Below are 20,927 nucleotides of genomic sequence, written 5' to 3'. Positions count from 1 at the left end.
TTTGACGCGGCCGTGGTGTGTGCCGTAGCAGCGGCCGCAGGCCGCGTCAGGCGGCGGTCACCGGGGTCAGCGGCAGGTCCAGGGTGGCCATGAAGCCACCTTCTGGGTGGTTGGCCAGGTTCAGGTTGCCGCCATGGCGTTCCACCGCCCGGCGTGCGATGGCCAGCCCCAGGCCATGGCCCGCTGCGGTCTGCCCGGGCGCGCGGTAGAACGGCTCGCCCAGCTGCGCCAGGTGCTCATCTGCCACGCCCGGGCCGTGGTCGCGCACGCTCAGTTCCACGTGTTCGTTCACCAGCCGCGCGCTCAACTCGATGGGCTTGTCCTCGGGGTTGAAGCGCAAGGCGTTGCGCACCAGGTTGTCCACCGCGCGTTCGATCATGGTTGGCCAGCCGGTGAGGGTCAGGCCCGGTTCGCAGTCAATCTTGATCTGCTGTTCCGCCGCGCTCAGGCGCGCATCGTTGCGCACGCTTTTCAGCACCGTGGCCACGTCCACCGGTTCCGCCGTGGCGTGTTCGGCGTCCAGCCGTGCCAGGGTCAGAATCTCGCTGATCAGGGCCTCGAGGCGGTCACACTCGCGGGTCAGGCGCGGCCACAGGCGCTCACGCTGCTCGGGCTCTGCACGCTCGGCCAGGGCCAGGGCAATGCGCAGGCGCGCCAGGGGCGAGCGCAGTTCGTGGGAGACGTCGCGCAGCAGCTGCCGCTGGCTGCCGATCAGGCTTTGCAGGCGGCCGCCCATGCGGTTGAAGTCGTTGGCCAGCACGCCGAACTCGTCGCGGCGCTTGGCCAGCTGCGCCAGGCTGTTCTGCTGGTAAGTGGTTTGCCCCAGCTCGTGCACCGCGCCGCGCAGGCGGCTCAGCGGGCGGGTGATGGACAGCGTCACCAGCAGGCTGAACAAGGTCAGCACCACCAAGGCAATGCCCAGCGCACTGAACGGCCACACCAGGCTCTGGCGGCGCCAGGCATCGAGCTCCGGGTGGGCGATGCGGTAGATCAGCAGGTAGGTGTCGCCCGTTTTCGGGCTGGTGTATTCGGCGGTCAGGCGGCGCCAGGGCAGCGGCCGGTCATCATTGCCGTCGCTCTGGCGTGCCTCGAAGGCAGCCGCGCGGCGCGGGAAGGTGCCGGGCACCACCGCTTCGCCGGCTTCGTTGAGCACCTGCACATCAATGTGGTAACGCCACTTGCGCTCTTCCAGCAGTTGCTGGGCCGCGTCCTGGCCGTCCTTCTCGTACGTTTGCACCCAGGTTTGCGCCAGGTTTTTCAGGCCAGGGTGCCGGCTGAGAATCCAGGTGTCCTGGTTCAACACGTGGCCCAGCAGTATCGACAGGCCGGCGACGAGGGCGATGGCCAGCCAGAAGCTTGCCAGGATTCGCCAGAACAATGATCGCAAGGGGAGTACCTCAAATGCAGAAGCCCGGACACGCGTGAGCGTGCCGGGTGGGGGTCAACGATAGGTGAAGCTTACTGGGCTTTCTGGCCTTTTTGGGCCTTCCACGCCTGGAATTCCTTCCATTCTGCGCGGCGCTCGTCCTGCTTCTTCTTCATTTCGTCGAACTGTTTCTGCTGGGTCGGGTTCAGCACGGCGCGGATGTCGGCGCGGGCCTTGTCATGCTTGGCAGCGATTTCGTCTTTCATTGCCTTCTGGTCGGCTGCTGGCAGTTTTTCCAGGTACTTGTGCAGCACTTCGCGGTCGATGTGGCGTTCTTCACCCATCAGTTGGCCGATTTTTTCGCGTTGCTCAGGGCTCAGATCCAGCTTGGCGAAGCCGTCGCGCGGGCCGCGCTCATGGTGCATGCCTGGGCCGCCGAAGCCTGGGCCGCCAGGGCCAGGACCGAAGCCTGGGCCGTCGCCGCCTTCAGGTGCAGCCATGGCAACGGTGGGCAGGGCGGCGGCGAACATCAGAGCCATAAGGGTCTTGCGCATGGTGAATCTCCTTGTCTCGTTGCCGGTGGTATTAACCGGATGAGCTCAGTTTATGGAGATCAAGGTCAGCTGCGGTCAGTGGACGGTAAAGCTTAGGTAAAGACGTCTGGGACGGGGGTTTACACAATCAACCGCGTCATCCGCATCGCGGCCAAGGCCGGCTCCTACACGATCGGCGTAGGAGCCGGCCTTGGCCGCGAAGGGGATAACGCGATGTTGAATTATCACTCGGCGTAGTAGTAGCCGCGGCTGCGCAGGGCGACGATGCGCGGGCGGCCGTCGGCGTGCGGGCCGATCTTCTTGCGCAGGTTGCTGACGTGCATGTCCAGGCTGCGGTCGTACAGGGTCAGCTTGCGGCCCAGGGCGATCTGCGCCAGTTCCTGCTTGTCCAGCGGCTCGCCGGGCTGGCGCAGCAGCGCTTCGAGCAGGCGGCTTTCGGAGATGGTCAGGGTAATGTCGTGCTCATCGATGGTGACCACGCCACGGGCCTGGCTGAAGCACAGGTCGCCCAGCTCCAGCTGGCCGCTGGCGGCGCTGGGGTGGCTGCGGCGCAGTACGGCGCGCAGGCGTGCGGTCAGCTCGCGTGGGTCGCAGGGCTTGGCCAGGTAGTCATCGGCGCCCAGTTCCAGGCCCAGAATGCGGTCCAGCGGCTCGCCACGCGCCGACAGCATCAGCACTGGCAGGTCGGGGTGTTCGTTGCGCAGCTGCTTGAGCAGCTCCAGGCCGCTGCCGTCGGGCAGCATCACGTCCAGCACCACGGCCGCCGGGGACAGTTCGGCCAAGGCCTTGCGGGCACTGCCGCCATCGTGGCAGGCACGCACCACGAAGCCTTCCTGGCTCAACCAGCTGCTGAGGAGCTCGCACAGCTCCACGTCATCATCAATCAGTAACAGATCGCTCATGAATCTCTCAGTTCAACCATTGCCGACGTTGTCTACGCCCGCCGCTGATAAAAATACCGCACACGGCAGCCAACAAGGCTACACCACCACCGGTGACAAACCATTGCTGTTGTTCGGTCAGCAGTCGCACGCCCGGGGCCATCTTGCCCTGCGCATCTTGCAATTGCAGTTTGAGCCGCTGGTTTTCCTGGCTCAGCTCGGCCCGTGCCCGCTCGCTGTCCTGCAACCGCTGCTGCAGGTCGCTGACCTGGCTGCCGGCGTTCAGCGCCAGGGGCGTGGAAGGCTCGTCGGCCTGGGCATCGCCGGCACCGAGCAGGAGCAGTACAAACAGCGAAAACAGCACACTCTGGCGCATAGAGACTCCCGAATCTGTCGATTGTTCGGCAGGTTGTCGGCAGTCATGGGCGAATGATGAGCAATGCGGGGCGACAAAGAAACAAAATTGTCGTGGGAGCTGTGGGAACTGGCACGCCAGCTCCCACTGTCAGCGGTTACGGCAGGGTTTGCTTGAACGGCTTGACCAGCACGTCGCCGTACACGCCGGCTTCCACGAACGGGTCGGCACCGGCCCATTCCTGGGCAGCGGCCAGGGATTCGAACTCGGCCACGATCAGGCTGCCGGAGAAGCCGGCGGCGCCCGGGTCGTTGCTGTCCACCGCCGGGTGCGGGCCGGCCAGGACCAGGCGGCCGTCATCCTTGAGCTTTTCCAGGCGCGCCAGGTGGGCCGGGCGTACGCTCAGGCGTTTTTCCAGCGAGTCAGGCGTGTCGGTGGCAATGATTGCGTAGAGCATGTCAGTCCTCGGTCTTCGGGGTGGTGGTGTCTGCGTCATGCAGGTGGCGGGACAGGTAGATACCCTGGCCTACCAGGAACAGCAGGGTCATGCCCAGGCTGCCGAAAACCTTGAAGTCCACCCAGATGCTCTGGAAGGTAAAGGCGACGAACAGGTTGGCGGCGCCGCTGAACAGGAAGAACACGATCCATGCCACGTTCAGGCGTGCCCACACGGCATCGGGCAGGGCCAGGGCGTGGCCCATCAGGCGCTTGATCAGCAGACGGTCGCCAATGAAATGGCTGCCGGTGAAGGCCAGGGCGAACAGCCAGTTGACCACCGGTGCCTTCCATTTCAGGAAGGTCTCGCTGTGAAAGGCCAGCGTCAGGCTGCCGAACACCAGGCACGCGGCCAGGGTCAGCCATTGGCTCTTCTCCAGCTTGCGCTGGGTGATGAACAGGATGCCGTAGACGATGATGGAGCTGGCGATCAGCACGCCGGTAGCGCTGAAGATGCCCCCCAGGGTGACCTGCTGGCCGGCGACTTCGACCGTGCGCGGGTCAAGCTTGTAGACGATGAAAAACAGGAACAGCGGGATGAAATCGATGAATTGTTTCACAATGGCAGCCAGAAGCAGGATGTGACGGCATAATAACAAACATCAAAGACAGCGAAAGCGCCACCACATGAATGTTGACCTGCACTGCCACAGCACCGCCTCCGACGGCTCCCTCTCGCCGACCGAGCTGGCTGCGCGCGCCCACGCCAACGGCGTGCGGGTACTGGCGCTGACCGACCACGACACCCTCGAAGGCCTGCCCGAGGCCCGCGAAGCCACGCGCGCGCTGGGCATGCAGTGGGTGAGCGGGGTGGAAATGTCCTGCACCTGGGGCGGCGCCACCATCCACGTGCTGGGGTACGGCTTCGAGCTCGACGCACCACCGTTGGTCGCCGCAGTGGAGGCCCTGCACACTGGCCGCTGGTTGCGTGCCGAGGAAATCAGCCGACGACTGGCACTCAAGGGCATGCCCGGCGCCCTGGAAGGCGCGCGCGCCATCCAGCAGGAACTGGGCGACAGCGGCAACGCTCCGGCGCGCCCGCATTTTGCCGAGTTCCTGGTGCGCCAGAACTACGTCAAGGACCGCGCCGAAGCCTTCCGCAAGTGGCTGGGCGCCGGCAAGCTGGGCGACGTCAAGTTGCACTGGCCTACCCTGGAAGACACCGTTGGCACCCTGCGGGCCTCGGGCGCGTGGGTGAGCCTGGCGCACCCGCTGCACTACGATTTCACCCGCAGCAAGCGCCGCAAGCTGATTGCCGACTATATTCAAGCCGGTGGCCAGGCAATTGAAGTGGTGAATGGCATGCAGCCTGCCGAACAGGTGGGCACCCTGTCGATCCTGGCGCGTGAGTTCGGTCTGCTGGTCAGCGCCGGCAGTGATTTCCATGGTCCAGGGGCCTGGTCCGAGATCGGTGTGTACCGACCCGTGCCAGAGGACTTGCCGCCTTTATGGTGCCGGTTCAAACATGAGCAGCCACTCGTCGTCTGACCAACAGGTAGAGAACGTGAGTCAATTCTTCCAGATTCATCCGGAAAACCCTCAGCCGCGCCTGATCAAACAGGCCGTGGAGATCATCCGCAAGGGCGGCGTGGTGATCTACCCCACCGACTCTTCCTACGCTATCGGTTGCCAGATCGGTGACAAGGGCGCCATTGAGCGCGTGCGCCGCCTGCGCAAGCTGGACGACAAGCACAACTTCACCCTGATCTGCCGCGACCTGTCGCAACTGGGCCTGTTCGCCAAGATCGACACCGGTGCCTTCCGCCTGCTGAAGGCGCACATTCCCGGGCCCTACACCTTCATTCTCAACGCAACCCGCGAGGTGCCGCGGCTGTTGCTGCACGACAAACGCCGCACCATTGGCCTGCGCGTGCCCGACCACCCCATTTCCCACGCGCTGCTGGAAGAACTGGGCGAGCCGCTGATGAGCGTCAGCCTGATCATGCCCGGCGAAACACTGCCCATGACCGACCCCTACGAGATGCGCCAGCTGCTGGAGCATCACGTCGACCTGATCATCGATGGCGGCTTTGGCGGCGTGTCGGCGTCCACGGTGATCAACCTCGCCGACGGCGAGCCGCAAGTGGTGCGCGTGGGCTGCGGCGACCCGTCGCCGTTCATGGCCGAGGCGTGAGTGGCGTGACCATTGCTGAAAACACCCCTGCCGTAGACGAACCGCGTGTGCCCGAGCAGCTGGCGCTGGTGTATGGCCAGTCGTTCACGGAAATGCCCGTGGACCTGTACATCCCGCCCGATGCCCTGGAAGTATTCCTGGAAGCCTTCGAAGGCCCGCTAGACCTGCTGCTGTACCTGATTCGCAAGCAGAACATCGACATCCTCGACATTCCCGTCGCGGAAATCACCCGCCAGTACATGGGCTACGTCGAGCTGATGAAAACCGTGCGCCTGGAGCTGGCCGCCGAGTACCTGGTGATGGCAGCCATGCTCGCCGAGATCAAGTCACGCATGCTGCTGCCGCGTTCGGCCGAGGCCGAGGTGGAAGAAGACGACCCGCGCGCCGAGCTGATCCGCCGCCTGCAGGAGTACGAACGGTTCAAGGCGGCGGCCGAGAGCCTGGATGGCCTCAAGCGGTTGGGCCGCGACATCCATGTACCGCAGCTGGATGCGCCGCAGGCCAAGGTGCGCAAGCTGGTGCCCGACGTGGCGCTGGAGGAGGTGTTGCTGGCCATGGCCGAGGTGATGCGGCGGGGGGATCTGTTCGAGAGCCACCAGGTGAGCCGCGAGGCGTTGTCCACCCGTGAACGCATGAGTGAGGTGCTGGAGCGGTTGAAGGGCGGGGGCTTTGTGCCGTTTGTTGAGTTGTTTACCAAGGAAGAGGGCAAGTTGGGGGTGGTGGTGACCTTTATGGCCATTCTGGAGTTGGTGAAGGAATCGTTGGTGGAATTGGTGCAGAATGAGCCGTTTGCGGCGATTCATGTCCGCGCAAGAGCGGAGTGATAACACCGTCACTCCGCCGATCAAGCTTTTGATCTTGATCCCGTGCGGCCTTTGATCTTGATTGTGTGCCCCATAAAGCGCCAGGGCCGACTGGAGGCGTTGGCCGAGCGGTCCTCGGCGTAGCCGGGGAAGACGGAACCGGAGGCGCTTCTATTCCGGGCCGTCGGCCGCTTGGGCGACGCCGGAGGGAGGGGACCCGTAGCGGAGCGGAGGGACCAAGCAGGGGCAAGCCTTTTTTGCTTACTTTTTGTGGCGTTTGACAAAAAGTGAGTCGGCGTAAGGCCGAAAAGGTGATTCTGCATCACCCTCGGTAATGGATATGGTCACAGATTTGGTATCCCGCTTCGGCGATTTCGAACATATCCATTTTCGCGGGGCGACCACCGACCGTTTCGCCCTTACGGCGACTCCCTTTTTGGCAGTCGCCCCAAAAAGGAAGCAAAAAGGGCTCGCCCCTGCTTGGGCCCTCCGCTGCGCTACGGGTCCCCTCCTTCCGGCGTCGCTCAACGGGCAGACGGCACCCGCTATAGAAGCCTGCGGGTTACCGTCTCTTCGGCCTGCGGCCTCGGCCCTTCGGGCAGCCCGTTGATCGACGCCTCCAGTCGGCCCTGGCGCTTAACGGGGCCGAGATCAAAAGCCAGATCAAAAGCAAAGCAAGATCAAGATCAAGATCACTAGCAACGGCAAGAGCAGCAGAGAGCGCTGGATCAGAATTGTGAACAAGAGCCAATAGATGAACCTAACCGAACCCCGCGAGCTGGCGTCCCTGCTCGAAGCCTTCCTGCTAGCCTCCGGCAAGCCCCAATCCCTGGACCGCCTGTACGAGCTGTTCGAAGAACCCGAACGCCCCGAGCCCGCCGTGTTCAAGAAGGCCCTGGAGCTGCTGCGCAAAAGCTGCGACAGCCGCTCCTTCGAGCTGGTGGAGGTGGCCTCCGGCTACCGCCTGCAGATCCGCGAAAAGTTCGCGCCCTGGGTCGGCCGGCTGTGGGAAGAGCGCCCGCAGCGCTATTCCCGTGCGCTGCTGGAAACCCTGGCGCTGATTGCCTATCGCCAACCCATCACCCGCGGTGAGATCGAGGACGTGCGGGGCGTGGCGGTGAACAGCAACATCACCAAGACCCTGCTTGAACGCGAGTGGATTCGCGTGGTGGGCTACCGCGAAGTGCCCGGGCGGCCGGCGATGTTCGCCACCACCAAGGCGTTTCTCGACCACTTCAACCTGAAGAACCTCGACGACCTGCCGCCGCTGGCTGAACTACGCGAGCTGGAGCCCGAGCCGGTGGTCGACGATCTCGATGATGATCCGCCCGTGCCGGCGCACCTGCAGGCCATGGCGGATGCCAGTGCCGAGCCGGGCGAGGAGGGCGAGGCGCCGAAGGAGGAAACCAGCTTCCACACGCTGCTGGCCGAACTCGACAGCATGGAACAGGGTCTGAAGACTGACTTCGACGATTTGCTCGATGCGCCGCTGGCCCCCTTCGACGAGGCGGAAGATGAAGATGGCCAGCAGGAGCAAGAGCCCCGCCACGAGTGAGAGCCCATGAGCAGCAAGGATCCGTGTATCGGTGTCTGCAAGTTCGACGATGACGTGTGCGTGGGCTGCGGGCGCACCAAGCGTGAAATCAAGGGCTGGAAGAAGCTGGACAAGGGCGAGCGCCGCGACGCGCTGGCCCAGGCGCACATGCGTTTGCTGGCGCTGGGCGCCACCGGCCGACGGAAAAAGAAATAAGCCACGCTATTTCGACTAGTCTCAGGTGCGCAACGGCGCACATGCGCGTATGATTCGCGACCCTTCGGGCGACATGAACGCCCCACATCACACACCGGGAGGTGCTAAAAGATGAGTGAACCTATCAAGCCAGAAGTCCAGGAAATGGGCCCCGCCGGCGAAAAACTGCAGAAAGTCCTGGCCCGTATCGGCGTCGGCTCGCGTCGCGACGTGGAAGCCTGGATCGGTGAAGGCCGCATCAAGGTCAACGGCGTGGCCGCCACCCTGGGCCAGCGCGTGGACCTGCACGACGCCATCAGCGTCGACGGCAAGGTGATCAAGCGCGAAGAAGCGGCGGAAACCGTGCGCCGCGTGATCATCTACAACAAGCCTGACGGCGAGATCTGCACCCGCGACGACCCGGAAGGCCGCCCGACCGTGTTCGACCGCCTGCCGCGCCCGCGCGAAGGCCGCTGGATCAACATTGGCCGCCTGGACATCAACACCACCGGCCTGCTGATGTTCACCACCGACGGTGAACTGGCCAACCGCCTGATGCACCCCTCGTACGAGATGGACCGCGAATACGCCGTGCGCGTGCGTGGTGAAGTCGATGACGACATGCTGCTGCGCCTGAAGAACGGCGTGATCCTGGAGGACGGCCCGGCGCGTTTCACCGACATCCAGATCGCCCCGGGTGGTGAAGGCTTCAACCATTGGTACCACTGCGTGGTAATGGAAGGCCGCAACCGTGAAGTACGTCGCCTGTGGGAGTCCCAGGGCCTGGTGGTCAGCCGCCTGAAGCGCGTGCGTTTCGGCCCGGTGTTCCTCAACTCCGACCTGCCGATGGGCCGCTGGCGCGAACTGAGCCAGAACGAAGTGGACATCCTCAGCGCCGAAGTGGGCCTGACCTCGGTGGCCATGCCTACCATGACCGCCAAGGGCAAGGACAAGATGGAGCGCCTGCAGCGCAAATCGTCGCGCCCGCTGGGCCGCAGCGAGCGCGTTGTACGCACCTTGCGCCCGGCGCACGACGGTGCCCCGGCCGAGCGCCCAGCGCGTGCCCCGCGCCTGGAAGATGGCGAGCGGCCAGCCCGCAAGCCACGTGGTGACGCACCGGCCCCGCGCCGTGGCGAAGCTCCGGCCCGCAAGGACGGCCGTGGTTCGGCAGTGGCCGAACGCCCAGCCGACATGAACAAGCGTCCTGCCAAGCCAGGCGCCCAGCGCCCGGGCCTGAAGCTGTCGGACGACAGCAAGCGCCGTGGCCCAGCCGCGGACAAGCGTGCGCCGGTCACCCGCCGCAAGCCCAAGCCTGAGTAACCAGCGCGCTTGAATTGCAAACGCCAGCCTTCGGGCTGGCGTTTTGCATTCTGGCGTGTGGAAAACTGACGTTGCGCGCTGTAAACATTTGTTTACGATCGTGGCGTCGGCCAAAAGCTCGCTGGCAAGCCAGCTCCCACAGGGAACATGGGGGCAATGAGGGAGCTGGCGTGCCAGCGAGCTTTTCGGGTGTAAAGAAATATTGCCACTTGTGCACTAAATTGTAACATTCCCCGCCTTTTTGCCCCCTTGCCAGCCCCACCCCCTCGCGCTCAGATGCACGGCGTGTACAATGCGCGCCCTTTACTGTGGCACCTTGCGTTAACGCGCGCCTGTCAACCGCCTCATCACGAGTGAGGCGGGCCCGTTTCGTCACAGATAAAAATAACCAGGTGACCAACTCAATGAGTGCACAAGACTCATCCGGCCAGCTAAAGCGTGGCCTGAAAAATCGACACATCCAATTGATCGCCCTCGGCGGTGCCATCGGTACCGGGCTGTTCCTCGGCTCGGCCGGGGTGCTCAAGTCGGCCGGGCCTTCGATGATCCTCGGCTACGCCATCTGCGGCTTCATCGCCTTCATGATCATGCGCCAGCTGGGCGAGATGATCGTCGAAGAGCCGGTGGCCGGCTCCTTCAGCCACTTCGCGCACCAGTACTGGGGCGGCTTCGCCGGCTTCCTGTCGGGCTGGAACTGCTGGGTGCTGTACATCCTGGTGGGCATGTCGGAATTGACCGCAGTAGGCAAGTACGTGCACTACTGGTGGCCGGAGATCCCGACGTGGGTCTCGGCTGCAGTGTTCTTCGTGATGATCAACGCCATCAACCTTGCCAACGTCAAAGTGTTCGGCGAGGCCGAATTCTGGTTCGCCATCATCAAGGTGGCGGCTATCGTCGGCATGATCGCCCTGGGCAGCTACCTGCTGGTCAGCGGCCACGGCGGCCCGCAGGCATCGGTCAGCAACCTGTGGGACCACGGCGGCTTCTTCCCCAATGGCGTGAAGGGCCTGGTGATGGCGCTGGCGATCATCATGTTCTCGTTTGGCGGCCTGGAAATGCTCGGTTTCACCGCTGCCGAAGCCGACCAGCCGAAGACCGTTATCCCCAAGGCCATCAACCAGGTCATCTACCGTATCCTGATCTTCTACATCGGTGCGCTGGTAGTGCTGCTGTCGCTGACCCCGTGGGACGGCCTGCTGGAAACCCTGAACAGCGCCGGCGATGCCTACAGCGGCAGCCCGTTCGTGCAGGTGTTCTCGATGCTGGGCAGCAACACTGCGGCGCACATCCTCAACTTCGTGGTACTGACCGCGGCGCTGTCGGTCTACAACAGCGGCACCTACTGCAACAGCCGCATGCTGCTGGGCATGGCCGAGCAGGGCGATGCCCCTGCGGCACTGGCCAAGGTGGACAAGCGCGGCGTGCCGGTGCGGGCCATCCTGGTGTCGGCGGCGGTGACCCTGGTGGCGGTGCTGCTCAACTACTTCATGCCGCATGACGCGCTGGAACTGCTGATGTCGCTGGTGGTGGCCACCCTGGTGATCAACTGGGCGATGATCAGTTTCTCGCACCTCAAGTTCCGCCAGCACCAGGTGCGCAACGGCCGCGTGTCGTCGTTCAAGGCGCTGTGGTACCCATGGGGCAATTACATTTGCCTGGCGTTCGTGCTGTTCATCCTCGGCATCATGCTGATGATCCCGGGCATCAACGTCTCGGTATACGCCATCCCGGTGTGGGTGGTGGTGATGTACCTGGCCTACCGCGCCAAGAACCGCCGCGCCGCCCTGGCGCTGGGTTGAACCCGTAGCAGCTGCCGCCAGGCGGCGTTCTGGGCCACCGCGGTGGCTTTTGACGCAGCCTGGCGGCAGCTGCTACGGTCCTTGCTTTTCCTCCTTCGAAAACTTTCCCCCATGCTGGAAATCTCCAACAACGTCCACCTGCCCGATGCCGAAATCGAGCTGAGCGCCATTCGCGCCCAGGGCGCCGGTGGGCAGAACGTCAACAAGGTGTCCAGCGCGGTGCACCTGCGCTTCGACATCAACGCCTCTTCCTTGCCGCCGTTCTACAAGGAACGCCTGCTGGCCCTGCGCGACAGCCGCATTACCAGCGAAGGCGTGATCGTGATCAAGGCCCAGCAATACCGCACGCAGGAACAGAACCGCGCCGACGCCCTGGAGCGCTTGCGTGAGCTGATCGTGAATGCGGCGAAAGTGGAGAAGAAGCGGCGCCCCACCAAACCGACATTGGGTTCGAAAACCCGTCGGCTGGAGGGCAAGACCAAGCGCGGCGCTATCAAGGCTGGCCGCGGCAAGGTCGACTTTTAAAGCGCGGCGTCCGGGTGGCGCGGCTGGTTCAGCGTTTGCCGGTACAGGTACAGGCTCAACGCCAGGCCGGCGAACGAGGCGATGCCGGCGAACAGGAAGATCGAGCTGAAGCCGAAGCCTGCGGCAATTGCCCCAGCCAGCGGGCCGGTGATGCCCAGCGACAGGTCGACGAACAGCGAGTAGGCACCCACCGCCGCGCCCCGGCTGGAGGCCGGCACCAGGTTCACCGCTTCCACGCCCAGGGCGGGGAATACCAACGAGAAGCCAAAGCCGGTCAGGGCCGCGCCCGCCATGGCCAGCTCGGCGCTGGGCGCCAGCCACAGCAGCAGCAAGCCTGCGGTTTCCACGGTCATGCAGCCGATGGCCACGCGGAAGCCGCCGATGCGGTTGATCAGGTTGCCGAATATCAGCCGCGCGACGATGAAGCAGCCACCGAACAGGCTCAGCGACAACGCGGCGTTATCCCAATGGTTGGTGGAGTAGTAGAGGGTGATGAACGTGGCGATGGTGCCGAAGCCGATGCCACCCAGCGCCAGGCCGGTGCCGTGCGGCAGCACCTTGCCCAGCACGTGCATGAATGGCATGCGCTCGCCCACGACGATAGGTGCCGGGGTCTTGTTCCAGGCCAGGGCGATGCCGATGGCCGCCAGCAGCAGGATGCTCACGCCCATGGCCCACAGGCCCAGGTGCTGCACCAGCAGCACGCCGGCCGGAGCGCCGATGGCCAGGGCGCCGTAGCTGGCGATGCCGTTCCAGGAGATGACCTTGGCGGTGTGCTGCGCACCCACGCGGCCGATCCCCCAGCCAATGGAGCCCGAGCCCACCAGGCTTTCGGCGCTGCCCAGCACCAGGCGGCCGACGAACAGGCTGGCCAGGCTGACCATGGGCAGGCTCTGGGTAAACGCGGCCAGCAGCATGAACAGGCCGCTGGCACCACAGCCGAACAGGCCGTAGATCACTGCCTTCTTGCTGCCGTGGTTGTCGATGATACGGCTGGCGTGGGGGCGGCTGAGCAGGGTGGCAAGGTACTGCACGCTGATCACCAGGCCGGCGATCACGGCGTTGAAGCCCAGGCCGTTGTGCACGAAACCAGGCAGCACGGCCAGGGGGATGCCGATGTTCAGGTAACCGATGAAGGTAAACAGGACGATGGAAACGACTTGCAGCGTGACCGCCAGCGGCCGCGGGTTTGAAGACATTGGGAATTCCAGGGGGATAGGTGTCGGGTGCCAGCACACTAGACGCTTATCATAGGGCGACGAGCCACACAGTGCACGACCAGCGGCAAGATTTAATCCTGCCGAAGGCTCAAGCCTGCGGCTGTGCCAGCAGTCGGGTGGCTACCAGGGCCGCCAGGGCGTTCTCCTGGGTGCCGAAGCGTTGCAGCAAAGTGCGTTGTTTTTCCGGGGAAAGGCGGGCCCAGACGTCGATCATCTGTTGCGCGGTGTCGATGACCTGCGCGGCCTGTGCTTCATTGAAGGTTTCTTGCATGGGGGCTCCGTTTCGGCGCTGAGGTGGTGCGATCACGCGGCATGGCCGCCGTAGGGATCGTACCACCTGCTGTCGGCGCTTAGTCGTCGCGATCAGCGCTCAAGGCTTCGTCGGCCTCGTTTTCAGTGGCCTGGCTGGCCGATTGCGGCGGTTGAGGCTGCTCGGGTTGGTGCAGGCTCGGGAATGGCAGGTTCGGGATCTCGTGCATCGTCATCGCTCCTCGCAATTACAGGTTGAGGGTGGCGCTGGATAGCGCGTGCTGTTAAAGCCGGCACAGGATACAGCACTGCGGATGACAAACTGACTTTCGGGGCGGCCATTGGTCGCACAATGAACGGATTTTCATGGATGCCGAATGTGGGAGCTGGCTTGCCAGCGAGTTTTTCGAGGCCCCCAAAAACTCGCTGGCAAGCCAGCTCCCACAGGTTCAACACACCTTGGCGATGGCGGCGGCCAGCTCGTCCAGGCGGCTGGCGTCGATGCCGGCGACGTTGGCGCGGCCCGAGCGCACCATGTACACGCTGTGCTCATCGCGCAGGCGGTCGACCTGCTCGGGGCTGAGCCCGGTGTAGGAAAACATCCCGCGTTGCGCGCCGATGTGCGCAAAACGCGCCGCCAGGCCATGGGGGGCCAGTGCTTCCACCAGGCCCGCACGCAGCTGGGCGATGCGCGAACGCATGTGCTCAACCTCATCGGCCCACAGGCTCCTCAACTGCGCATCACCGAGGATGGTGGCCACTACGGCGGCGCCGTGGTCGGGCGGTGTCGACCACAGGTTGCGCGCCAGGCCGGCCAACTGGCTGCGCACGTCCAGCAGCTGTTCAGTGTTGCTGGCGCAGACGATCAGCGCGCCGGTACGTTCGCGGTACAGGCCGAAGTTCTTCGAGCAGGAGTTGGTGACCAGCAACTCCGGCAATTCCTTGGCGAACAGCCGCACGCCCCAGGCATCTTCGCTCAGGCCATCGCCGAAGCCCTGGTAGGCGAAGTCGATCAACGGCAGCAGCTCGCGGCGCTTGACCACGTCCAGCACCCGGTGCCAATCGTTGTGTTGCAGGTCGAAGCCGGTGGGGTTGTGGCAGCAGGCGTGCAGCAGCAGCACGTCGCCGCGTGGAATGTCTTCCAGTGCCAGCAGCATGGCTTCCACGTCCAGGCGGTTGTCACGGCCCACGTACGGGTAGTGATTCACCTTGAGCCCCACGGCGGCAAAGATGCTTTCGTGGATGGGCCAGGTCGGGTCGCTGAGCCAGATGCCCTTGCCCGGCAGGCAATGGGCGATGAATTCGCCGGCCAGGCGCAGGGCCCCGGTGCCGCCTGGGGTCTGGGTGGCGCCGGCGCGCTCATGGGCCAGCAGGGGCGAGTCCTTGCCCAGCACCAGTTCGCTGACCAGGCGGCCGAAAGCCTGGTCGCCGTGGCCACTGACGTAGGTCTTGCTGGTCTGGTGGTCGAGCAGAAATCGCTCGGCCTGCTTGACCGCCGACAGCACAGGGGTCAGGCCCTGGGCGTCCTTGTACACACCTACGCCGAGGTCGAATTTGCGTGGGTTGGGGTCGCGGGCGTAGGCATCCATCAGGCTCAATATCGAGTCGCCAGGAATTCGCGGAATTGCACGGAAATGCATTATTTGCGCCCCTCGGCCCCCTGGCTGACGTCGTCGGTGCGGGCGGCCATGATGAAATCATTACGGTGCAGGCCCTTGATCGAATGGCTCCACCAGGTCACGGTGACCTTGCCCCATTCGGTCAGCAGGCCCGGGTGGTGGCCCTCGGCCTCGGCGATCTCGCCCACCGCGTTGGTGAACGCCAGGGCGTGTTTGAAGTTCTTGAACAGGCACACCTTTTCCAGTTGCATGACGCCGTCACGCACCTCGATGTTCCAGTCCGGGATCTGCCGCAGCAGCACCGGCAGCTCTTCGTCGCTGACCTGCGGGGCGTCGGCGCGGCAGGCTTCGCAGTGGGCCTGGTTCAATGGGTTCATGGTTGCTTCCTTATAGTAGTCAAAAGGGAATCAAGCCGCCTTGGGCGGAAATTTCGGCGCGTGCAGGCCCAGCTGCTGGGCGCGAGCCACCAGGGCCATGATGTCTTCGTGGGCCAGGTCGAACAGCCGTTTGAGGTCCGGCAGCACGAAGTACAGCGGCTGCAGGATGTCGATGCGGTATGGGGTGCGCATGCATTCCAGCGGGTCGAAGGGCTGATGTTCAGGGCTGCCCGACAGGCTGTAGAGTGTTTCCTTCGGCGACGAAAGAATGCCGCCGCCGTAGATGCGCCGGCCCTGGGGCGTGTCCACCAGGCCGAATTCGATGGTCATCCAGTACAGGCGCGCCAGGAATACCCGCTGTTCCTTGCTGGCGGCCAAGCCCAATTTGCCGTAGGTGTGGGTGAATTCGGCGAACCAGGGGTTGGTCAGCAGCGGGCAGTGGCCGAATATCTCGTGGAAAATGTCCGGTTCCTGCAGGTAATCCAGCTCTTCGGGCGTGCGAATGAAGGTGGCCACGGGGAAGCGCTTGCTGGCCAGCAGCTCAAAGAACGTCTGGAAGGGGATAAGTGCCGGCACCCGCGCTACCTGCCAACCGGTGGTGCGCGCCAGCACCTGGTTGACCTCGGCCAGTTGCGGAATGCGCTCATGGGGCAAGGCCAGCTGCTCGATGCCGTCCAGGTATTCCTGGCACGCGCGGCCCTCTACCAGCTTGAGCTGGCGGCTGACCAGGGTGTGCCATACCGCGTGTTCGGTGTCAGAGTAATGGATGAACCCCTGAGCATCCGGTTCGCGGGCCACGTAGTGGGTCTGCTTCATGCTGTTCTCCAGCGCACATTTTTATTATAGATGGGCCCGCACACATCCCCGTAGCAGCTGCCAAAGGCTGCGTCCGCAGACCCCACGATCCATTGATAGCCCACCGCCCCATGGCTGTCTGCCCACCTACCGCCCCGCATCGCAGGCACAGCCCACACTTTTCGTAAACTATTCGTTACGGCTAGCGTGTTCATCGGCGCCCATGTCTTGTCGTTAGCCCCAGGCGTCACATATTCTTTACGAATATCTTGCCCCTCGCCAAAAAACAGGCCTCTACATGCGCATCAAAGTCCACTGCCAGAACCGCATCGGCATCCTGCGTGACATCCTCAACCTGCTGGTGGAATACGGCATCAACGTCGCCCGCGGCGAAGTGGGGGGCGAGCACGGCAACGCCATCTACCTGCACTGCCCCAACCTGATCAACCTGCAGTTCCAGGCGCTGCGCCCCAAGTTCGAAGCCATTGCCGGGGTGTTTGGCGTCAAGCGCGTGGGGCTGATGCCCAGCGAGCGTCGGCACATGGAGCTGAATGCGCTGTTGGGCGCGCTGGAATTCCCGGTGCTGTCCATCGACATGGCCGGTTCCATCGTCGCCGCCAACCGCGCCGCCGCGCAGTTGCTGGGGGTGCGGGTGGACGAGGTACCGGGCATGCCGCTGTCGCGCTACGCCGAGGATTTCGACTTGCCGCAGTTGGTGCGTGACAACAAATCGCGCATCAACGGCCTGCGGGTGAAGGTACGGGGTGACGTGTTCCTGGCCGACATCGCCCCGCTGCAGTCCGAACACGACGACAGCGAAGCGCTGGCGGGGGCGGTGCTGACCCTGCACCGCGCCGACCGCATCGGCGAGCGCATCTATCATGTGCGCAAACAGGAACTGCGCGGCTTCGACAGCATTTTCCAGAGCTCGAAAGTGATGGCGGCAGTGGTACGCGAAGCGCGGCGCATGGCGCCACTCGACGCGCCGCTGTTGATCGAGGGCGAGACCGGCACCGGCAAGGAGCTGCTGGCCCGCGCCTGCCACCTGGCCAGCCCGCGTGGCCAGTCGCCATTGATGGCGCTCAACTGCGCCGGGTTGCCCGAGTCCATGGCTGAGACCGAGCTGTTCGGCTACGGCCCCGGCGCCTTCGAGGGCGCACGCGCCGAAGGCAAGCTGGGCCTGCTGGAGTTGACTGCTGGCGGTACGCTATTCCTCGACGGGGTAGGGGAGATGAGCCCGCGCCTGCAGGCGAAACTGCTGCGTTTCCTGCAGGACGGCTGCTTCCGCCGTGTGGGCAGCGATGAAGAGGTGTACCTGGACGTGCGGGTGATTTGCGCTACGCAGGTGGACTTGTCGGAGCTGTGTGCTCGTGGCGAATTTCGTCAGGACCTGTACCACCGCCTCAACGTGCTGTCGCTGCACATTCCGCCACTGCGCGAGTGCATGGACGGCCTCGACCCGCTGGTGGAGCACTTCCTCGACCAGGCCAGCCGCCAGATCGGCTGCCCACTGCCGCGCCTGGCGCCTGCGGCGAAGGACAAGCTGGCCCGCTACCATTGGCCCGGCAACGTGCGGCAGCTGGAAAACGTATTGTTCCAGGCCGTGTCGTTGTGCGATGGCGGCTGGGTGAAAGCCGAGCACATCCGCCTGCCGGACTATGGCGTGCGCCAGCCGTTGGGAGAGTTCTCGTTGGAAGGGGATTTGCAAACTATTGTCGGGCGTTTTGAAAAAGCCGTGTTGCAGCGTTTATATGCCGAGCATCCCAGCAGTCGTTTATTGGCAAAACGCCTGGGGGTGTCGCACACGACGATTGCCAACAAGTTGCGGGAGCATGAAGTTAATAGGGAAACTTCGGAGTGACGTGGAATTAAAGTTGCGCAGGTTTGTGGAAATGGAACCACCTGTTTGACGGCGAGCCTCTTGACGCTTCAAGAGGCGCCGCAATCATTCTTAATCAACCGTTGGAGCAACCATTGCCCATCACGCGGTATTCAAGAATGTGTTTCTGGCCAGTGGAGTCCAGATAGGTCATGCGTGCCGGCACCACTTCACAGACGTTGGGGATTTCGCTGGTGCTGATGACCTTGGCGATGTCCAGGTGCTGTGAATAGTTGTAATGTTCCACGGGAACATCAGTGTTGGCGGTGTTTGAAACTTCATCAGCCATGGCTGCCAGCGAGAAAGTACTCAGGGCCAGGACAATTAAAGCTTTCATTTTAAAGTTTACCTTTATGCGGTCGTCAGGGGGCACGCAATCCTTGTGGGACTGCGTGTGTAGCTTCGGAAGTTGGATTCGGATTAACGGGCCTTCGTGGGGGCTGTTGCGTGTGTTAATCACAGTGCCGGTTGGCGAGGTGAATTTTAGGGCGATGGCGGTGGGTTAAACAGCCAGAGTTTTGATAAACAGTTTTATCTGAATCTGTAACAATCAATTTCGAAAGGCTCCGCTGAGGACTTTTCCCGCAAAGACGCGCCTGCCCGTCCCCGGGCTTGAGCCTTGCCGCTTGGCGTCATCAAAGAGTAGGGTAATGGTTACTACCATCGTCGAATGGCCTCGGCGTGCGGATAGCCTTACAACGAGGTCATACAAAAACAACTACATAGCTCCGAGGTAAGAAAGATGAGTGCGGCGTCTCTGTATCCCGTTCGTCCCGAGGTGGCAGCCACCACGCTGACCGATGAAGCGACCTACAAGGCCATGTACCAGCAGTCGGTGGTAAACCCGGACGGCTTCTGGCGCGAGCAGGCCCAGCGCCTGGACTGGATCAAGCCCTTCACCAAGGTCAAGCAGACCTCTTTCGATGACCACCACGTGGACATCAAGTGGTTCGCCGACGGCACTCTCAACGTCTCCTACAACTGCCTGGACCGGCACCTGGCCGAACGCGGCGACCAGATCGCGATCATCTGGGAAGGCGACGACCCCTCCGAGCACCGCAACATCACCTACCGCGAACTGCATGAAGAAGTCTGCAAGTTCGCCAACGCCCTGCGTGGCCAGGACGTGCACCGCGGTGACGTGGTCACCATCTACATGCCGATGATTCCCGAAGCCGTGGTGGCCATGCTGGCCTGTACCCGCATCGGTGCCATCCATTCGGTGGTATTTGGCGGCTTCTCGCCCGAGGCCCTGGCCGGGCGCATCATCGACTGCAGCTCCAAGGTAGTGATCACTGCCGACGAAGGCCTGCGTGGCGGCAAGAAGACCGCGCTCAAGGCCAACGTCGACCGCGCCCTGACCAACCCGGAAACCAGCAGCGTGCAGAAGGTCATCGTGTGCAAGCGCACCGGTGGCGACATCGAGTGGAACCGCCACCGCGACATCTGGTACCACACCCTGCTGGACGTGGCTTCCAGCACCTGCGCGCCGAAAGAAATGGGCGCCGAGGAGCCGCTGTTCATCCTCTACACCTCCGGTTCCACCGGCAAGCCCAAGGGCGTGCTGCACACCACCGGTGGCTACCTGGTGTACGCAGCCCTCACCCATGAGCGGGTGTTCGACTACCGCCCGGGTGAAATCTACTGGTGCACCGCCGACGTCGGTTGGGTCACCGGCCACAGCTACATCGTCTACGGCCCGCTGGCCAACGGTGCCACCACGCTGCTGTTCGAAGGCGTGCCCAATTACCCGGACATCACCCGCGTGTCGAAAATCATCGACAAGCACAAGGTCAACATCCTCTACACCGCGCCAACCGCCATCCGCGCCATGATGGCCGAAGGCACCGCCGCCGTGGAAGGCGCCGACGGCTCCAGCCTGCGCCTGCTGGGGTCGGTGGGCGAGCCGATCAACCCCGAGGCCTGGGGCTGGTACTACGACACCGTGGGCAAGCAACGCTGCCCGATCGTCGACACTTGGTGGCAGACCGAGACCGGTGGCGTGCTGATCAGCCCGCTGCCGGGTGCCACCGCGCTCAAGCCGGGCTCGGCGAGCAAGCCGTTCTTCGGCGTGGTGCCGGGGCTGGTGGACAACCTGGGCAACCTGATCGATGGCGCCGCCGAGGGCAACCTGGTGATCCTCGACTCCTGGCCGGGCCAGTCGCGCAGCCTGTACGGCGACCACGACCGCTTCGTCGACACCTACTTCAAGACCTTCCGCGGCATGTACTTCACCGGCGACGGCGCGCGCCGCGACGAGGATGGCTACTACTGGATCACCGGCCGCGTGGATGATGTGCTCAACGTGTCCGGCCACCGCATGGGCACCGCCGAGATCGAAAGTGCCATGGTTGCCCATCCCAAGGTGGCCGAGGCCGCGGTGGTGGGCGTGCCCCACGACATCAAGGGCCAGGGCATCTACGTGTACGTCACCCTCAACCATGGCGTGGAGCCCAGCGAGACCCTGCGCCAGGAACTGAAGAACTGGGTGCGCAAGGAAATCGGCCCAATTGCCTCGCCGGATGTTATCCAGTGGGCGCCAGGCCTGCCCAAGACCCGTTCGGGCAAGATCATGCGCCGCATCCTGCGCAAGATCGCCACCGGCGAGTACGACGCGCTGGGTGATATCTCCACCCTGGCCGACCCGGGCGTGGTGCAGCACCTGATCGATACGCACAAGGGCATGAAGGCGGCGTAAGGCTGCTGCGGTAACCCCGGAACCCCGCCCGTTGGCGGGGTTCTGCGTTAACGGTTGTGGGGGGGGGGGGGGGGGGGGGGGGGGGGGGGGGGGCCCCCCCCCCCCGGCCCCCCCCCCCCCCAACCCCCC

At 63.8% G+C, this 20,927-nt stretch carries 22 protein-coding genes and 1 pseudogene; 10 read left to right on the top strand and 13 right to left on the bottom strand.

Features of this window, described 5'->3' with window-relative positions; all coding sequences use genetic code 11:
* Positions 1-46 precede the first annotated feature (46 nt).
* The 6 genes from AC0SZ7_RS10950 to AC0SZ7_RS10925 all read right to left on the bottom strand — a co-directional run bounded on the left by AC0SZ7_RS10950 (position 47) and on the right by AC0SZ7_RS10925 (position 4,211).
* Complete coding sequence (locus AC0SZ7_RS10950; RefSeq protein WP_475504420.1) at positions 47-1,387, bottom strand: sensor histidine kinase; 1,341 nt, start codon at positions 1,385-1,387, stop codon at positions 47-49.
* Between the two features lie 71 nt (positions 1,388-1,458).
* A complete protein-coding gene (locus AC0SZ7_RS10945) occupies positions 1,459-1,920 on the bottom strand; it encodes an LTXXQ domain protein (protein ID WP_475504419.1) in 462 nt (153 codons plus the stop codon).
* Between the two features lie 224 nt (positions 1,921-2,144).
* Positions 2,145-2,822, bottom strand: a complete 678-nt coding sequence (locus tag AC0SZ7_RS10940; protein WP_475504418.1) for a response regulator transcription factor — start codon at positions 2,820-2,822, stop codon at positions 2,145-2,147.
* A gap of 7 nt (positions 2,823-2,829) precedes the next feature.
* Positions 2,830-3,177 carry an SH3 domain-containing protein gene (locus AC0SZ7_RS10935; protein ID WP_475504417.1) on the bottom strand — a complete coding sequence of 116 codons (348 nt, stop codon included), beginning with the start codon at positions 3,175-3,177 and terminating at the stop codon, positions 2,830-2,832.
* A gap of 136 nt (positions 3,178-3,313) precedes the next feature.
* Positions 3,314-3,613 carry a YciI family protein gene (locus tag AC0SZ7_RS10930; protein ID WP_475504416.1) on the bottom strand — a complete coding sequence of 100 codons (300 nt, stop codon included), beginning with the start codon at positions 3,611-3,613 and terminating at the stop codon, positions 3,314-3,316.
* 1 nt (position 3,614) lies between these two features.
* Positions 3,615-4,211 (bottom strand): septation protein A, encoded by a 597-nt coding sequence (locus AC0SZ7_RS10925; protein WP_475504415.1) that lies wholly within the window; start codon positions 4,209-4,211, stop codon positions 3,615-3,617.
* Between the two features lie 67 nt (positions 4,212-4,278).
* Between AC0SZ7_RS10925 and AC0SZ7_RS10920 the strand changes: the two genes are divergently transcribed.
* From AC0SZ7_RS10920 to arfB, 8 genes and pseudogenes are all read left to right on the top strand, one after another.
* Positions 4,279-5,139: a PHP domain-containing protein gene (locus tag AC0SZ7_RS10920; RefSeq protein ID WP_475504414.1), complete on the top strand. Its 861-nt coding sequence runs from the start codon at positions 4,279-4,281 to the stop codon at positions 5,137-5,139.
* A gap of 16 nt (positions 5,140-5,155) precedes the next feature.
* On the top strand, positions 5,156-5,785 hold the full coding sequence (locus AC0SZ7_RS10915; RefSeq protein ID WP_475504413.1) for an L-threonylcarbamoyladenylate synthase: 630 nt from the start codon (positions 5,156-5,158) through the stop codon (positions 5,783-5,785).
* 125 nt (positions 5,786-5,910) lie between these two features.
* Positions 5,911-6,609, top strand: coding sequence for a segregation and condensation protein A (locus AC0SZ7_RS10910; protein ID WP_475504619.1), 699 nt, complete (start codon positions 5,911-5,913; stop codon positions 6,607-6,609).
* 733 nt (positions 6,610-7,342) lie between these two features.
* Positions 7,343-8,140 (top strand): annotated as a pseudogene (gene scpB / locus AC0SZ7_RS10905) (SMC-Scp complex subunit ScpB); the annotation flags it as partial.
* A 9-nt stretch (positions 8,141-8,149) separates the two neighbouring features.
* Positions 8,150-8,338, top strand: coding sequence for a DUF1289 domain-containing protein (locus tag AC0SZ7_RS10900; RefSeq protein ID WP_475504412.1), 189 nt, complete (start codon positions 8,150-8,152; stop codon positions 8,336-8,338).
* Between the two features lie 111 nt (positions 8,339-8,449).
* Positions 8,450-9,637: a 23S rRNA pseudouridine(2605) synthase RluB gene (rluB, locus tag AC0SZ7_RS10895; protein ID WP_475504411.1), complete on the top strand. Its 1,188-nt coding sequence runs from the start codon at positions 8,450-8,452 to the stop codon at positions 9,635-9,637.
* Between the two features lie 404 nt (positions 9,638-10,041).
* Positions 10,042-11,436 carry an amino acid permease gene (locus AC0SZ7_RS10890; RefSeq protein ID WP_475504410.1) on the top strand — a complete coding sequence of 465 codons (1,395 nt, stop codon included), beginning with the start codon at positions 10,042-10,044 and terminating at the stop codon, positions 11,434-11,436.
* A gap of 111 nt (positions 11,437-11,547) precedes the next feature.
* Positions 11,548-11,961, top strand: a complete 414-nt coding sequence (arfB, locus tag AC0SZ7_RS10885; RefSeq protein WP_475504409.1) for an alternative ribosome rescue aminoacyl-tRNA hydrolase ArfB — start codon at positions 11,548-11,550, stop codon at positions 11,959-11,961.
* Here the strand turns inward: arfB and AC0SZ7_RS10880 are convergent.
* The 6 genes from AC0SZ7_RS10880 to phhA all read right to left on the bottom strand — a co-directional run bounded on the left by AC0SZ7_RS10880 (position 11,958) and on the right by phhA (position 16,242).
* A complete protein-coding gene (locus AC0SZ7_RS10880; protein ID WP_475504408.1) occupies positions 11,958-13,160 on the bottom strand; it encodes an MFS transporter in 1,203 nt (400 codons plus the stop codon). The genes arfB and AC0SZ7_RS10880 overlap by 4 nt on opposite strands.
* Positions 13,161-13,269: 109 nt before the next feature.
* Positions 13,270-13,452 (bottom strand): hypothetical protein, encoded by a 183-nt coding sequence (locus AC0SZ7_RS10875; RefSeq protein ID WP_475504407.1) that lies wholly within the window; start codon positions 13,450-13,452, stop codon positions 13,270-13,272.
* A gap of 79 nt (positions 13,453-13,531) precedes the next feature.
* The gene (locus tag AC0SZ7_RS10870; protein WP_475504406.1) at positions 13,532-13,660 is read right to left on the bottom strand and encodes a hypothetical protein; all 129 of its coding nucleotides are present in this window, start codon (positions 13,658-13,660) and stop codon (positions 13,532-13,534) included.
* A gap of 219 nt (positions 13,661-13,879) precedes the next feature.
* Positions 13,880-15,070 carry an amino acid aminotransferase gene (locus AC0SZ7_RS10865; RefSeq protein WP_475504405.1) on the bottom strand — a complete coding sequence of 397 codons (1,191 nt, stop codon included), beginning with the start codon at positions 15,068-15,070 and terminating at the stop codon, positions 13,880-13,882.
* Positions 15,070-15,426, bottom strand: a complete 357-nt coding sequence (locus tag AC0SZ7_RS10860) for a 4a-hydroxytetrahydrobiopterin dehydratase (RefSeq protein ID WP_475504404.1) — start codon at positions 15,424-15,426, stop codon at positions 15,070-15,072. Before AC0SZ7_RS10860 ends, AC0SZ7_RS10865 begins: the two co-directional genes overlap by 1 nt.
* 30 nt (positions 15,427-15,456) lie before the next feature.
* Positions 15,457-16,242, bottom strand: a complete 786-nt coding sequence (phhA, locus tag AC0SZ7_RS10855) for a phenylalanine 4-monooxygenase (RefSeq protein ID WP_475504403.1) — start codon at positions 16,240-16,242, stop codon at positions 15,457-15,459.
* A 277-nt stretch (positions 16,243-16,519) separates the two neighbouring features.
* Here phhA and AC0SZ7_RS10850 point away from each other — a divergent pair, with 277 nt between their 5' ends.
* Positions 16,520-18,082: a sigma-54-dependent transcriptional regulator gene (locus tag AC0SZ7_RS10850; RefSeq protein WP_475504402.1), complete on the top strand. Its 1,563-nt coding sequence runs from the start codon at positions 16,520-16,522 to the stop codon at positions 18,080-18,082.
* A gap of 94 nt (positions 18,083-18,176) precedes the next feature.
* On the opposite strand, the gene AC0SZ7_RS10845 is transcribed toward AC0SZ7_RS10850, so the two are convergent.
* Positions 18,177-18,437, bottom strand: coding sequence for a DUF2790 domain-containing protein (locus AC0SZ7_RS10845; protein ID WP_475504401.1), 261 nt, complete (start codon positions 18,435-18,437; stop codon positions 18,177-18,179).
* A 405-nt stretch (positions 18,438-18,842) separates the two neighbouring features.
* Here AC0SZ7_RS10845 and acs point away from each other — a divergent pair, with 405 nt between their 5' ends.
* Positions 18,843-20,798, top strand: a complete 1,956-nt coding sequence (gene acs, locus AC0SZ7_RS10840) for an acetate--CoA ligase (protein ID WP_475504400.1) — start codon at positions 18,843-18,845, stop codon at positions 20,796-20,798.
* Positions 20,799-20,927: the final 129 nt, after the last annotated feature.

The sequence above is a fragment of the Pseudomonas sp. JC1203 genome (assembly GCF_056175065.1).
This window is presented reverse-complemented; position numbering and strand designations above follow the sequence as displayed.

What these genes read in the sequence shown, in the direction of transcription:
- arfB (WP_475504409.1), top strand. Translation starts at nt 11,548, where the DNA reads ATGCTGGAAATCTCCAACAACGTCCACCTGCCCGATGCCGAAATCGAG.
- AC0SZ7_RS10890 (WP_475504410.1), top strand. Translation starts at nt 10,042, where the DNA reads ATGAGTGCACAAGACTCATCCGGCCAGCTAAAGCGTGGCCTGAAAAAT.
- phhA (WP_475504403.1), bottom strand. Translation starts at nt 16,242, where the DNA reads ATGAAGCAGACCCACTACGTGGCCCGCGAACCGGATGCTCAGGGGTTC.
- AC0SZ7_RS10865 (WP_475504405.1), bottom strand. Translation starts at nt 15,070, where the DNA reads ATGCATTTCCGTGCAATTCCGCGAATTCCTGGCGACTCGATATTGAGC.
- AC0SZ7_RS10875 (WP_475504407.1), bottom strand. Translation starts at nt 13,452, where the DNA reads ATGCAAGAAACCTTCAATGAAGCACAGGCCGCGCAGGTCATCGACACC.
- AC0SZ7_RS10920 (WP_475504414.1), top strand. Translation starts at nt 4,279, where the DNA reads ATGAATGTTGACCTGCACTGCCACAGCACCGCCTCCGACGGCTCCCTC.
- AC0SZ7_RS10850 (WP_475504402.1), top strand. Translation starts at nt 16,520, where the DNA reads ATGCGCATCAAAGTCCACTGCCAGAACCGCATCGGCATCCTGCGTGAC.
- AC0SZ7_RS10870 (WP_475504406.1), bottom strand. Translation starts at nt 13,660, where the DNA reads ATGCACGAGATCCCGAACCTGCCATTCCCGAGCCTGCACCAACCCGAG.
- AC0SZ7_RS10930 (WP_475504416.1), bottom strand. Translation starts at nt 3,613, where the DNA reads ATGCTCTACGCAATCATTGCCACCGACACGCCTGACTCGCTGGAAAAA.
- acs (WP_475504400.1), top strand. Translation starts at nt 18,843, where the DNA reads ATGAGTGCGGCGTCTCTGTATCCCGTTCGTCCCGAGGTGGCAGCCACC.
- AC0SZ7_RS10880 (WP_475504408.1), bottom strand. Translation starts at nt 13,160, where the DNA reads ATGTCTTCAAACCCGCGGCCGCTGGCGGTCACGCTGCAAGTCGTTTCC.
- AC0SZ7_RS10935 (WP_475504417.1), bottom strand. Translation starts at nt 3,177, where the DNA reads ATGCGCCAGAGTGTGCTGTTTTCGCTGTTTGTACTGCTCCTGCTCGGT.
- AC0SZ7_RS10940 (WP_475504418.1), bottom strand. Translation starts at nt 2,822, where the DNA reads ATGAGCGATCTGTTACTGATTGATGATGACGTGGAGCTGTGCGAGCTC.
- AC0SZ7_RS10900 (WP_475504412.1), top strand. Translation starts at nt 8,150, where the DNA reads ATGAGCAGCAAGGATCCGTGTATCGGTGTCTGCAAGTTCGACGATGAC.
- AC0SZ7_RS10945 (WP_475504419.1), bottom strand. Translation starts at nt 1,920, where the DNA reads ATGCGCAAGACCCTTATGGCTCTGATGTTCGCCGCCGCCCTGCCCACC.
- AC0SZ7_RS10845 (WP_475504401.1), bottom strand. Translation starts at nt 18,437, where the DNA reads ATGAAAGCTTTAATTGTCCTGGCCCTGAGTACTTTCTCGCTGGCAGCC.
- AC0SZ7_RS10860 (WP_475504404.1), bottom strand. Translation starts at nt 15,426, where the DNA reads ATGAACCCATTGAACCAGGCCCACTGCGAAGCCTGCCGCGCCGACGCC.
- rluB (WP_475504411.1), top strand. Translation starts at nt 8,450, where the DNA reads ATGAGTGAACCTATCAAGCCAGAAGTCCAGGAAATGGGCCCCGCCGGC.